This window comes from Streptomyces fuscichromogenes, assembly GCF_014645815.1.
Taxonomy (GTDB): Bacteria; Actinomycetota; Actinomycetes; order Streptomycetales; family Streptomycetaceae; genus Streptomyces; species Streptomyces fuscichromogenes.
On record NZ_BMML01000019.1, the window covers coordinates 111091 to 125183 of the forward strand.

The following is a 14093-nucleotide window of genomic DNA, read 5'->3' on the forward strand; positions in this document are numbered from 1 at the left end:
CCAGAAGTAGATCAGACGCGCCGACCGCGCGCGAGGACGGTCGGCTGGCGCCGACTTCGGTTCCTGTCGGCCGGGTGCGCTTTTCTTGTGCAGATCGTTGACACGGGTCACTGCTGGATCTACGTTTCCGCTCACCGTCGCCAAGGACGACGAGTGGACCCTCGTGCTCCACTTCTCCTCCGCGGCCATCGCCCGCCCCAAGGTCCTGCTCGACGGCGAGGAGCTCTTCCCGCTCGCGGCCGGATACGGCGAGTACTTCTCCGGTGGCCTGGTCGCCGTCGCCCCCGACGGCCTCGGCGTCCGCCGTCGGACACTCCGACTCGCCAGAGGCACCCACCCGTTGAAGATCACGGCGGCCGGCGGCGACACGGGTCTGCTGTTCCGGCTGCGGCGCGGCACCGGCGCGACCCGCGCCCAGGACGTCGCGGACGCGGTGGCCGCCGCGCGGGCCGCCCGGCACACCGTGCTGTTCGCCTACGAGGACGCCACCGAGGGCCTCGACCGCACGACCGTCGCCCTGCCCGGCCACCAGGAACAGCTGATCCGCGCGGTGGCCGCGGCCTGTCCGCGCACCACCGTCGTCCTCAACACCTCGTCGTGCACCTCGATGCCGTGGCTGGCGGACACCGGGGCCGTGCTCCAGATGTACTACCCCGGCCAGGAGGGAGCGGCCGCCACCGCGGCCGTCCTCTTTGGCGACAGCGATCCCGGCGGCCGTCTCACCCAGTCCTTCCCGGCCGACGACGACCACCACCCGGTCGCCGGCGACCCGCGCCGCTACCCCGGCGTCGACGGGGTGGAGGAGTACTCCGAGGGCATCCACGCCGGCTATCGCTGGTACGACGCGCAGGGCGTGCGGCCGCTCTTCCCCTTCGGGCACGGGCTGTCGTACACCTCCTTCGCGTACTCCGCCCCGGAGGCCCGCTGGACGCGCGGCGGACTGGAGGTGACGTTCACCGTCCGCAACACCGGCCGCCGGGCCGGGACCGAGGTGCCGCAGGTGTATGTCGGGCCCTCCCCGGACCTCCGGCTCGACCAGGCGGTACGGGTGCTGGGCGGCTACCGGCGACTGACCCTGCGGGCCGGGGAGCGGCGGCGGGTCACGGTGCGGGTCGCCGCGCGCACCCTGTCGTCCTGGGACGCGCGGCACCACCGCTGGACACTCGGCACCGGACGGCGGACGGTCTGGATCGGCGCCTCGTCGGGCGACCTGAGGCTGCGCACCGGCGCCCAGGTGGGCGGCGGTCGGCGCTGAATTCCTGTCAAGGAGCGGCCGGGGGGCCAAGGGCTCTCCGGCCCATTGCTCCAAGGGTTTACAAGAATTTTCCCCGCTATGCGTTTCATTTGAAGCAATGCGGTTGACGACAGGATTTTGTCAGGATTGAGTGAGGGTTGCCGCGGAGACGTTCGGCGCGGGTTTCCGGTGTGCCACGATCGAGCCAGCGGACCGAAGTCATCCCGAATTTACAGAGCTCGGCGCGGTCGCACGCCGCGTTGCGTCGCGGTGAGTGCCGGGTGAATGGCCAGGGTGCTTTGACGGGCTTGTGGCGGTGTGCCGTCAGTGGTCCGGGCGCCGGAGGGCGGCCAACCCGAAGTGGAATGCTCGGATTTTCGGCTCTTGCGGTGAATTCCGCCCGCTGGCCGAATCAATGCTACCGGACGCGATAGGCATGCTCCGTTATTGACCCGCGAGTAACGAACTCGCTAGTTTCCGGTGGCCTCACCACGAGCTTTCCGCCGCACACATCCCCCACCGTGCTGTCCTCCCGATTATTCGGAGTGTCATGACGTCCCCTGTGCGTGCCGTCGACCTGATCATGTGCGTCACCCCTTTCGGAGAACCCGATGCCAGGCTCGCCACAGCGGTCTGCGCCGCCGGCGGACTCGGCGTCCTGGACCTGGGCCGCGGCGACCGAAGAACCCGGGAGGCGCTGGCCCGGCTGAAACGGGCCGCGCCGGGACCGTACGGCGTGCGGATCGCCGCCGGCTGCGCCCTGACCCCGGACGAACTCGTCCCGGACGATGCGGGCCCGGCGCCCGACACCGTGGTCCGCGCCGCCGACGCGCCCTGGACCGTCGCCGAACTCGCCCCGCACACCCGGGTGCTGGCCGAGGTGACCGACCTGGCCGGGGCGCGTGCGGCGGTCGCGGCCGGCGCGCACGGGCTGATCGCCCGGGGCGCCGAGAGCGGCGGCCGGGTCGGTGAGCTCAGCACCTTCGTCCTCCTCCAACAGCTGCTCGCCGCAACCGAGTTCGAGGTGCCGGTGTGGGCCGCAGGCGGCATCGGGCCGCACACGGCCGCGGCCGCGGTGGCCGGCGGCGCCGCCGGGGTGGTCCTGGACAGCCAGCTGGCCCTGCTCGCCGAGTCCCGGCTGCCCGAGGCGACGGCGGCCGCCCTGCGCTCCCTGGACGGCTCCGAGACCGCCGTCGTCGCCGGATACCGGGTCCTGCACCGCCGCGGCCCGGACGCCGTCCGCCCGCCCACCGACGACCCGGCCGCGGTCGCCGCACTGCTCGGCGCCGAGGACCTGCGCACCCAGCTGCTCCCGGTCGGCCAGGACGGCTTCCTTGCCGCCCGGTTCGCGGAGCGGTGGGGGACCGTACGGCGAACCGTACGGGAACTGACGACGGCGGTCCGGGGGGCTGGTGCCGGTACCGGCGGGGCCGGTGCCGCCGCCGACGCGCCGCGGCCGGCCGACTTCGCTGCGGGTGCCGTGCCCGGCGTGTTGCGGTCGGCCGATTCGGCTGCCGGCGCCGCCGACGTGCCGCAGCCGGTCGGCTCGGCTGCTGCTGCTGCCGCCGGTGCCGGTGTTGCTGCCGCTGCCGCCGACGTGGCGCCGCCGGTGGGCTCCGCTGCCGCGCCCGGCTCGTCGCCGCTCGCCGTGGCCACCGGCGTTGCCGCCACGGCCGCTGCCGCGTTACGGCCCGCCACCTCTGCCATGAGCCGGGTCCTCGGCACCCGACTGCCCGTCGCGCAGGGGCCGATGACCCGGGTGAGCGACCGGGCCGCCTTCGCCGCGGCCGTCGCCGACGACGGGGCGCTGCCCTTCCTGGCGCTGGCCCTTGCCGACGGCGCCCGCACCCGGGAGATGCTCACCGAGGCCAAGGCCGCGCTCGACGGACGTCCCTGGGGCGTCGGCGTGCTGGGCTTCGCGCCCGAGGAACTCAGGAACGCCCAGCTCGAAGCCGTACGCGAGCTGCGGCCCAGCCACGCGATCGTCGCGGGCGGCCGGCCCGCCCAGGCGGAGGCGCTGGAGCGGGCCGGGATCAGCACCTTCCTGCACGTGCCCTCCCCGGGGCTGCTGCGGCAGTTCCTGGAGGCCGGCGCCCGGAAGTTCGTGTTCGAGGGCTCCGAGTGCGGCGGCCACGTCGGACCGCGCGCGAGCTTCCCGCTCTGGGAGGCCCAGCTCGCCGTACTGGAGGACTTCCCGGACGCCGGGGACGTGGAGGTGTTCTTCGCGGGCGGCATCCACGACGAACGCTCGGCGGCGATGGTCGCCGCGCTCGCCGCGCCGCTCACCGCCCGGGGCGCGGCCGTCGGCCTGCTCATGGGCACCGCCTACCTGTTCACCGAGGAGGCCGTGGACCGGGGCGCGATCCAGCCGCTGTTCCAGCGCCAGGTCATGGCGGCCGCCTCGACCGCCCTTCTGGAGACCGCCCCCGGCCACGCCACCCGCTGCGTTCCCAGCCCGTTCACGTACAACTACCGCGAGCGTGAGGCGGAGTTGCGGGAGGGCGGGGTCCCCGACCGGCGGTTGTGGGAGGAGCTGGAGCGGCTCAACGTGGGCCGGCTGCGCATCGCCAGCAAGGGCGTCGACCGGTCGGGCGACGGCGAGTTGACGGCCGTGGACGAGCAACGACAGTTCTCCGAGGGCATGTTCATGGCCGGGGAGGTCGCCGTCCTGCGTTCGGCGGTCACCACGGTGGCCGCCCTGCACCACGCCGTGACCGACGGGGCCGCCGACTTCCTGGACCGGCGGACGGCGGTCGGGCAGCCGCGGACACCGCCCGCCCCCGCCCCGCTCGACGTCGCGATCGTCGGTATGGCCTGTATGTTCCCGCAGGCCCCGGACCTCGCCGCCTTCTGGGCGAACGTGGTCGGCGGACGCGACGCGGTCACCGAGGTGCCGGTGGATCGCTGGGATCCGGCCGTGCACCACGCCGACGGCAGCACGACGTCCAAGTGGGGCGGCTTCCTGCCGCCGATCCCCTTCGACCCGCTGGGCTACGGCATCCCGCCCGCCTCCCTCGGGCACATCGAGCCCGTCCAACTGCTCGCCCTGGAGGCCGCCCGGCGCGCCCTGGACAACGCCGGATACGGCGAGCGGGGACGGGAGTTCGACCGCTCGCGCACCTCCGTCGTCTTCGGCGCGGAGGCCGGCAGCGACCTCTCCAACGCGGCCACCCTGCGCGCCGTCCTGCCCTCCTACTACGGCAAGGTGCCCGACGGCCTCGAAGACCAGCTGCCCGGCCTCACCGAGGACTCCTTCCCGGGCATGCTCGCCAACGTCATCTCCGGCCGGATCGCCAACCGGCTCGACCTGGGCGGCGCCAACTACACCGTCGACGCCGCCTGCGCCTCCTCGCTGGCCGCCGTCGACGTCGCCTGCAAGGAACTCACCGCCGGCACCAGCGACGTCGTGCTCTGCGGCGGCGCCGACCTGCACAACGGCATCAACGACTACGTCCTGTTCTCCTCGGTGCACGCGCTGTCCCCGACCGGCCGCTCCCGCGCCTTCGACGGCTCCGCCGACGGCATCGCCCTCGGCGAGGGCGTGGCCTGCGTCGTCCTGAAGAGGCTGGCGGACGCCGAGCGCGACGGCGACCGGATCTACGGCGTGATCAAGGGCCTGGGCTCGTCCAGCGACGGCCGTTCCCTCGGCCTGACCGCGCCGCGCCCCGAGGGGCAGCGGGCCGCCCTGCTGCGGGCGTACCGCGGCGCCGGGATCTCTCCGGCCCAGGTCGGCCTGGTCGAGGCGCACGGCACCGGGACCGTCGTCGGCGACCGCACCGAACTCACCATCCTCAGCGAGGTGTTCGCTGAGGCGGGCGCGGCGAACGGCGGTTGCGCACTCGGATCGGTCAAGTCCCAGATCGGGCACACCAAGTGCGCCGCCGGTCTCGCCGGGCTGATCAAGACCACCCTCGCCCTGCACACCGGCGTCAAACCACCCACCCTGCACCTCGACCACCCCAACCCGGCCTGGCAGGAGGACGGCAGCCCGTTCGCCTTCCACAACGAGGCGCGCCCCTGGGCCACCCCGCCCGCCGAACGGGTCGCCGGGGTGAGCGCGTTCGGCTTCGGCGGCACCAACTTCCATGTGGTGCTGGCCGCGTACGACGGCGCGGTACCTCCCGAGCAGGGACTGGACGCCTGGCCCGCCGAGCTGTTCGTGTTCCGCGGGCGGGACGACCAGGCCGCCCACCGGGGCGTCGAGGAGATCCTGCGGGCCGCCGGGACCGGGTCCTGGCGGCTGCGCGACCTGGCACTCGCCGCCGCCCGCCGCGCGGACGCCTCGCACGAGCCGGTACGGGCCGCGGTGGTCGCGACCGACACGGCCGGGCTGACCGGACAACTGCGCCGCGTCCTCGCGGGGGAGCACGACCCGGCCGCCGGCATCCACCTGGCCGACCCGCAGCCGGCCGCCGACGCCAAGGTCGCGTTCCTCTTCCCCGGCCAGGGCAGCCAGCGTCCCGGCATGCTCGCCGACGTCCTCATCGCCTTCCCCGAACTCCAGCACTACCTCCAGCTCGGCCGCGCCCACGCCGACACCCTCTACCCGCCCGCCGCGTTCGACGACGACACCCGAGAGCGCCGCCGGGCCGCCCTCACCGACACCCGGGCCGCCCAGCCCGCCCTCGGCATCACCGGTCTCGTCGCCCACGCCTTCCTGACCGCGGCCGGCGTCCGCCCCGACATGGCCGCCGGACACAGCTACGGCGAACTCGTCGCCCTCAGCGCGGCCGGCGCCCTCACCCCCGAGACCCTGCTGGAACTGAGCGCCGAACGCGCCGCCGCCATCCTGGCCGTCGCGGGCGACGAACCCGGCACCATGGCGGCCGTCTCCGCCGGAGCGGACGACGTCGAACGCGCGCTGCGGACGGCCGGAGCCCCGCCCTCCGTGGTCGTGGCCAACCACAACTCGCCCCGCCAGACGGTCATCTCCGGCCCGACCGCCGAAGTGACCGAAACCGTGCGGCTGTTGCGCGATGCCGGTCTCGGTGCCAAGCGGATCCAGGTGGCCTGCGCCTTCCACAGCCCGGTCGTGGCCGGGGCGGGCGACCGGTTCGCGGACGTCCTCGCGGACACGGCCGTACGACCCCCCGAGTTCCCGGTGTGGTCCAACCGCACCGCTGCCCCCTACCGGCCCGACGCCGACGCCGTACGCGCCGGACTCGCCGCCCAGATCGGCTCACCCGTCGCCTTCGCCGCCCAGATCGAGGCGATGTACGAGGCCGGGGCCCGGGTCTTCGTGGAGGCCGGGCCCGGGACCGTCCTCACCCGGCTCGTCGGGCAGATTCTCGGCGACCGACCGCACACCACCGTGGCCTGCGAGCCGAGCGCGGTCGGCGGACTGCGCGGCTGGCTCGACGCGCTCGCCCGGCTGGCCGTGGCCGGGGCTCCGGTACGCACCGCCTGGCTGCTGCGCGGCCGGGACGCCGTGGACGCGGTCCGTACCCCGGCGCCGAAGCGGCCGGGCTGGACGGTCGACGGACAGCTCGTCCGCACCGCCGCCGGAGAACTCCTGCCCGGTGCCCTCGCACCGGCCCGACGAGTCGTGGAGACGACGACTGTGACGACGAACCAGCCGCACGGCGCACCGGCCGACCGGGACGCGCTGATCTCCGAGTTCCTGCGCACCAGCCGGGAGATGGTGGCCGCCCAGCGCGACGTGCTGCTCACCTACTTCGGGGCGGCCCAGGTGCAGGTGCCGGCCCCGCCGGTGCTCCAGCAGCTGCCGCCCGGCGAGGCGGTCGTGGCACAGCCGCGGTCGGCGGAGCCCGAACCCGCCCTCGCGGTCGGGCCCGTGGCCGAGCCCGGAGCGGCGGCCGACGTCGAACGGGTCGTCCTGGAGATCATCAGCGAACGGACCGGCTACCCCGTCGACATGATCGAGCCCGACCTCGACCTGGAGGCGGACCTCAGCATCGACTCGATCAAGCGGGCCGAGATCGCGGGGGAGCTGGCCAAGCGACTCGGTATCGCGGGCGGCGCGGAGACCCTGGACGACGCCGAGCTGGAAGACCTGGCGAAGGCCCGCACGGCGGCCGCGGTGACCGGGTGGCTGAAGGCGCGGGTGGACGGGGCCGGCGCCGCCGGACAGGCCGTGACCCCGGCTCCCGCGGAGTCCGCGGGCGCGGGCGGGGGCGGTGCCGGGCCGGTCCCGCCTCCCCCGGCCGCCGAGCCGGCCGGCCCCGCCGGTACCGACGCGGTGCCGGTTCCTCCGCCCGGTGAGCCCCTCACCGGCGTGGCCCCCAAGCGCTTCGTCCTGCGGCCCGTCACCCTGGCCGAGCCCGGTCCGGGGGCCGATCCCACGGGGCTGCTCGCCGGCCGCCGGTTCGTGCTGCTCGGGGCGGCGGGCCCGGCCGCCGCACAGGTCGCTGCGCGGCTGTCCGCACACGGGGCCGAGGTCGTGACCGAGGCGGCCGACCGGCTGCCCGGCACGGCGGACGGGACCGTGGACGGGGTGCTGTATCTGGGCGGCCTGCCCGGCGCCGCGGAGACCCCGGTCCTGCCGGACGCCTACCCGGTGCTGCGCGCGGCCCTCGCCCGCGGCCCGCGCTGGCTGCTGGCCGCCCGCCCCGCCGACGGCGCGGACGCGGCCCGCTCCGCCGGGCTGCACGGGCTGTTCCGTACCGTGGCCCGGGAGTACCCGGACACCGTCGCCCGGGTCGTGACCCTCGACGACACCGCACCGGAGGCGGTCGCCGACGCCCTGCTCGCCGAACTGCTCGCGCCGGAACCGGCCCCGGTCGTCCTTCGCACGGCGGCCGGACGGCAGGGCCTCGAACTGGTGGAGGAGCCACCCGGCGCACTCGCCGGCACCGGGGCCGGACCCGCCGGGGAGGGGGCCGCCGAGGCCGCCGCCCTCGGCCTCGACCGGGACTCGGTGGTGCTGCTGGTCGGCGGGGCCCGGGGCATCACCGCGAAGTTCGCGGCCACCCTCGCCGCCGCCTGCCGCTGCCGGATCGAACTCCTCGGCCGGACGCCCGCGCCCACCGGCCCGGAGAACCCGGACACCGCCGCCGCCCGCACCCCGGCAGCCCTCCGCACCGCCCTCGCCGCCCGGGGCGGCCTGAAGCCCGCCGAGATCAACCGCGAGGCCGAACTGATCCTGGCCCAGCGGGAGATCACCGCCACCCTGGACGAACTCGCCGCCCTCGGCAGCGAGGCGCGCTACCACGCCGTCGACTTCCGGGACCGGGACGCCGCGCTCCAGGCCGTCAAGGAGATCCACGCCGACCACGGCCGCCTGGACGGGGTCGTGTTCGCGGCCGGGGTGATCGAGGACCGGCTGATCGCCGAGAAGACCCCGGAGTCCTTCCAGCGGGTGTTCGGGACGAAGACGGCCGGCGCGGCCACCCTGCTCGCCGCCCTGGAGGAACTGCCCAACGGGCCAGGATTCGCGGTGCTGTTCGGCAGCATCTCGGCCGTCCTCGGCAACCGCGGCCAGGCCGACTACGCCGCCGCCAACGACGCCCTGGAGAGCCTCGGCGCCGGCTGGGCGGAGCGCACCGGGAACCGCGCGCTGACCGTGCACTGGGGGCCGTGGGCGCCCGTCGGCGGCCACACCGGCATGGTCAGCGCGGAACTCGGACGCGAGTACGCGCGGCGCGGCATCGGGCTGATCGACCCCGACGAGGGCACCGCCGCGCTGCTGCGCGAACTCGCCTGGGGCGAGGAGTCCGTGCGGGCCGTCGTCTACACCGCCTCGGGCTGGTGACATGACCGACGACCGCCGGACACCGGTCGCGATCGTGGGCATGGCGGTGCTGCTGCCCGGCGCCGCGGGCCTCGACGCCTACTGGAGGAACCTGCGCGACGGCGTGGACGCGATCGGCGAGGTACCCGAAGGACGCTGGGACGCGGACTACTACCGGCCGGGCTCGGCCACCGGGCCCGCCGTCCCCGACCAGGTGTACTGCCGGCGCGGCGGCTTCGTGGACGCGCTGGCCGAGGTGGAGGTCACCCGCTACGGGATCATGCCGAGCTCCGTCGCCGGCACCGAACCCGACCAGCTGATCGCCCTCGACGTGGCGGCCGCCGCGATCGCCGACGCGGGCGGCGAGGACCGGCTGCCCGACCGGCACCGGATCGGCGTGGTCCTGGGCCGGGGCGGCTACCTCACCCCCGGCCTGGTCCGGCTCGACCAACGGGTCCGCACGGCGGGTCAACTCGTACGCACCCTCGGTGAGTTGGTACCCGACCTCACGCCCGGCCAACTGGCCCGGGTACGCGAGGCGTTCACCGACCGGCTCGGTCCGGCCAGCCCCGAGTCCGCGATCGGCCTGGTGCCCAACCTCGCCGCCTCGCGCATCGCCAACCGCCTCGACCTGCGCGGCCCCGCCTACACCGTGGACGCGGCCTGCGCCTCCTCGCTGGTCGCCGTCGACCAGGCCGTCACCGAACTCACCGCCGGGCGCTGCGACCTGATGCTCGCCGGGGGAGTGCACCACTGCCACGACATCACCCTGTGGAGCGTCTTCTCCCAGCTGCGCGCGCTCTCCCCGAGCCAGCGCATCCGCCCCTTCCACCGCGACGCCGACGGCATCCTCATCGGCGAGGGCACCGGAGTCGTCGCCCTCAAGCGGCTCGCCGACGCCGAACGCGACGGCGACCGCGTCTACGCCGTGATCCGCGGCACCGGGGTGGCCAGCGACGGCCGTACCGCCGGACTCGTCAACCCCGACCCGGGCGGCCAGACCCATGCCGTACGCCAGGCCTGGCGGACCGCCGGCCTCGACCCCGCCGCACCGCACTCGGTCGGCCTCCTGGAGGCGCACGGCACCGCCACGCCTGCCGGGGACGCGGCCGAACTGACCACGCTGGCGGAGGTGTTCGGGCCGAGCGACGAGCGAGCCGTGCTGGGCTCGGTGAAGTCGATGATCGGCCACACCATGCCGGCCGCCGGAGTCGCGGGGCTGGTCAAGGCCGCCCTCGCGCTCCACCACGCCACCCTGCTGCCCACCCTGCACTGCGACGACCCGAACCCGGCGCTGGCCGCCACCCGCTTCCGCACCCTGGACCGGGCCGAGCCCTGGGAGACCGCTCCCGGACAGCCGATCCGCAGAGCCGGCGTGAACGCCTTCGGGTTCGGCGGGATCAACGCGCACGTGGTGCTGGAGGAGGCCCCCGGCAACCGCACCGCCGCCGTCGGCCGCAGCACAAGGGGCAGCGCACCCCGCAGCACAGGAGTCCCCGAACCGCGTGCCACGTCGGTCCCCGAACCGCGTGCCACAGAGTGCGCCCCGAAAGACACCGCAGCCCGCGCCCCAGAGCTCCCCGCAGCCCGTGCCACGGAGGCTCCCGCACCCGGCCTCACCGGGGTTCCTGCAGCCCGTGCCACGGAGGTCCCCGCACCCGGCCTCACCGGGGTTCCCGCACCCCGTACCACGGAGGTCCCCGCACCCGGCGCCACCACGGTTCCCGCACCCCGTGTCACAGCCGTCGCCGAGCCCGAGCGCATCCTCCTGCTCGCCGCCGAGACCCCCGAGCGGCTCGCCGCCCTGCTCGCCGACGACGACCCCGCCGTGCTCGCCGCCGGTCTGGCCCCCGAGGGGACCCACCCGCAGGCGGGACCGGTCCGGCTGGGCATCGTCGACCCCACCGCCAAACGGCTCGCCCTCGCCCGGCGCGCGGTCGGCAAGGGCCGTGCCTGGCAGGGCCGCAACGACGTGTGGTTCCGGCCCACCGCGCTGCTGCCCACCGGCCGACTGGCCTTCGTCTTCCCCGGCCTGGAAGGCGAGTTCACTCCCCGCGTCGACGACATCGCCGCGCATTTCGGCCTCCCCACCGTCCCCGGTCCGGCCACGGACGCCGTGCGCGTCGGGGACGTAGGCCGTCATGGGTTCGGTGTCGTCGGCGTGGGGCGGCTGCTGGACGCGGCGCTGCGCCGGATGGGCGTGGTGCCGGACGCGGTCGCCGGGCACAGCGTCGGCGAGTGGACGGCGATGACGGCCGCCGGGCTCTACTCCGGTGACCAGGTCGACGCGTTCATGGCCGAGTTCGACCCCGACGCGGTCACCGTCCCGGGCCTCGCCTTCGCCGCCGTCGGTGCCTCCGCCGACCGGGTCCTCGCCGCACTCCACGAGGACTGGACGGACGCCGGGATCGTGCTCTCCCACGACAACGCGCCCAACCAGTCGATGGTCTGCGGACCGGACCGCGCGGTGGCGGAGTTCGTCCGTGCCTTCCGGGCCGACGGAGTGCTGTGCCAGGTCCTGCCGTTCCGGTCCGGGTTCCACACCCCGATGCTGGAGCCGTACCTCAGCCCCATCAAGGAGGCCGCCGAGCGTTTCCGGCTGTACCGGCCGACCGTCCCGGTCTGGTCCGGCACCATCGCGGCCCCCTTCCCGGCGGCCGAGGCCGAGGCTCGGGAGCTGTTCGTCCGGCATCTGCTGGAGCCGGTCCGGTTCCGGCAACTGGTCGAAGCCATGTACGCCGCCGGGCACCGGGTCTTCGTGCAGACCGGCCCCGGCCGGCTCGCCTCCCTGATCGGCGACACCCTCGGCGACCGCGACCACCTGGCCGTCGCCGCCAACTCCCCGCACCACTCAGGGCTGGCCCAGCTCCGGCGGGTGGCCACGGCGTTGTGGACGGCCGGTGGCGCCGTCGCACCGGCGGTCCCGAGGACGGGCCGGGCGGTCACGCCCGCTCGGCGGCGGCCGCCCGTCCGGCTCGACCTGGGCGGCGCACTGGTGTCGCTGGACGGCCCGGAACTGCACGAACTCCGCACGGCGCTGGGCGGTCGCCGGACATCCGCCGGGCCGTCCCCGCTGGGCGACCTCGCCGCCCGCATCCCGGCCGCCGCCGAACTCGACGCGCTGCTGCGGGAGACGGCCGACACGGCGGCGGCCGTGCTCACCACGATCCGCACCCCGTCCACCGGCGCGGCCCCCACCGCCTCCCGGGCGCTGCCGCCCATCCCGGCCCGCACCGCACCACTGCCCACCGCACCACTGCCCACCGCAGCACAGCCCACAGCGGCTCAGCCGACGCCCGTCGCCTCCCGCACCACCACCCTCCAGGTGTCCCCCGAGGCGATGCCGCACCTTCTCGACCACTGCTTCTTCCCGCAACGCCCCGGCTGGCCGGACACCGAGGACCGTTGGCCGGTGGTCCCCGCCACCACGATCGTCCAGCACATGACGGACGCGGCCGAGGACGCCACCGGACTGCGGGCGGTCGCCGTGCACGGAGCCCGCTTCGACCGCTGGCTCACCGCCACACCCCCCGTGGACGTCCCGGTCACCGTCACCCCCGAGCGGCCCGGCCGCGTCTCGGTCACCTTCGGCCCCACCGCCCGCGCGGTGATCGAACTCGCCCCCCGCCACTCCGCACCCCCCGCCGCTCCCGGGCACCCGCCGACCCCCGAGCGCACCCCCGACCACACCGCGGCCGACCTGTACTCCGAGCGCTGGATGTTCCACGGCCCGGCGTTCCAGGGCGTCACCGAACTCACCGCGATCGGCGACCGGCACGTCCGCGGCGTGATCACCACGCCCACCGCCCCGGGTGCCCTCCTCGACAACGTCGGGCAGATCCTCGGCTACTGGATCATGGCCAGCCGCACCGAGCGGACCGTCGTCTTCCCGGTGCAGATGCGGGAGATGCGCTTCCACGGCCCGCATCCCGCCCCCGGCACCGAGGTCGGCTGCCTGGTGCGGATCACCTCGCTCACCGACACCGTGCTGGAGGCGGACGTGGAGCTGACCGTCGGCGACCGGGTCTGGGCCCGGATCGACGGCTGGCAGGACCGCCGTTTCGACAACGACCCGCACACCCGTCCCGTGGAGCGCTTCCCGGAGCGCAACACCCTCTCCGAGGCCCGGCCCGGCGGCTGGACCCTGCTCCACGAACGCTGGCCGGACCTGGCCTCCCGCGAGCTGATCATGCGCAACTCCCTGGGCGGGGCCGAGCGTTCGGAGTACGCCGCGCGCCCGCCGCGCGGTCGCCGGCAGTGGCTGCTGGGCCGGATCGCCGCCAAGGACGCGGTACGGCAGTGGCTCTGGCAGCACGGCGAGGGACCGGTCTTCCCCGCCGAACTCCGGGTCCGCAACGACGCGTTGGGCCGTCCGTACGTGGTCGGCGTGCACGGCCGCACGCTGCCCGCGCTGGACGTCTCCCTCGCCCACCGGGCGGAGGCGGCGGTGGCGATCGTACGCCCGCACACCCCCGGACCCGGGCCGGGCATCGACCTCGAAGAGGTCACCGAACGCGACCCGGCAGCCATGCAGGCCGCGCTCGGCGCGGACGAACTCCGGCTCCTGCACCGCCTCGGCCCGGACACCGCACTGTGGTTCACCCGCCTCTGGGCCGCCAAGGAGGCCGTCGCCAAGGCGGAGGGCACCGGATTCGACGGCCGGCCAAGGGACTTCACCGTCCTGGACGCGACCCCGGACGGCAGCCGGCTGCTGGTCTCGGGCCGGCTGGAACGCGCCTACCCGGTGCACTGCGCGCCGGTCCGCAATCCCCCCGCACTGCCGGACCGCGACTACGTCGTGGCCTGGACCACCGGACCGGCAGCCGCAGACCCCGAGGAGGACCCGCGATGAATCCCACCGAGCCCGAAGTCCGCGCCGACGAGGAGGCGGTCCTCGCCGACCTCGCGCGAATGCTCCGCACCCTCCTGGAGGAGTACGGCGACGACGACGCCGAGATCGGCATGAGCACCACCTTCAACCGCGACCTGGAGCTGGAGTCCATCGACCTGGTCACCCTCGCCGGGCTCCTGGAGGAGCGGTACGGCAAGCGGGTCAACTTCGCCGAGTTCCTGGCCGGGATGGAGTTCGACGAGATCATCGAGCTGACCGTCGGCCGGCTCGTCGAGTACGTGGTGTGGAGCCTGAAGGCCACGGAGGCGGGCTGAGCC

The 14093-nt window shown here is 75.1% G+C and carries 4 protein-coding genes; all 4 read left to right on the forward strand.

All coding sequences use genetic code 11. The annotated features are described in order from the left end of the window. The first annotated feature begins 97 nt into the window (after positions 1-97). Complete coding sequence (locus IEZ11_RS33985) at positions 98-1255, forward strand: glycoside hydrolase family 3 C-terminal domain-containing protein (RefSeq protein ID WP_229713522.1); 1158 nt, start codon at positions 98-100, stop codon at positions 1253-1255. Between the two features lie 529 nt (positions 1256-1784). Continuing rightward, complete coding sequence (locus IEZ11_RS33990) at positions 1785-8945, forward strand: type I polyketide synthase (protein ID WP_189266801.1); 7161 nt, start codon at positions 1785-1787, stop codon at positions 8943-8945. A 1-nt stretch (position 8946) separates the two neighbouring features. Further along, the gene (locus IEZ11_RS33995; RefSeq protein ID WP_189266802.1) at positions 8947-13776 is read left to right on the forward strand and encodes a type I polyketide synthase; all 4830 of its coding nucleotides are present in this window, start codon (positions 8947-8949) and stop codon (positions 13774-13776) included. After that, positions 13773-14090: an acyl carrier protein gene (locus tag IEZ11_RS34000; RefSeq protein WP_181809046.1), complete on the forward strand. Its 318-nt coding sequence runs from the start codon at positions 13773-13775 to the stop codon at positions 14088-14090. The genes IEZ11_RS33995 and IEZ11_RS34000 overlap by 4 nt, the downstream gene beginning before the upstream one ends. The last annotated feature ends 3 nt before the right edge of the window (positions 14091-14093 follow it).

Excerpts from the sequence above, each read along its gene's own strand:
- IEZ11_RS33990 (WP_189266801.1), top strand. The coding sequence starts at position 1,785 with ATGACGTCCCCTGTGCGTGCCGTCGACCTGATCATGTGCGTCACCCCT.
- IEZ11_RS33995 (WP_189266802.1), top strand. The coding sequence starts at position 8,947 with ATGACCGACGACCGCCGGACACCGGTCGCGATCGTGGGCATGGCGGTG.
- IEZ11_RS34000 (WP_181809046.1), top strand. The coding sequence starts at position 13,773 with ATGAATCCCACCGAGCCCGAAGTCCGCGCCGACGAGGAGGCGGTCCTC.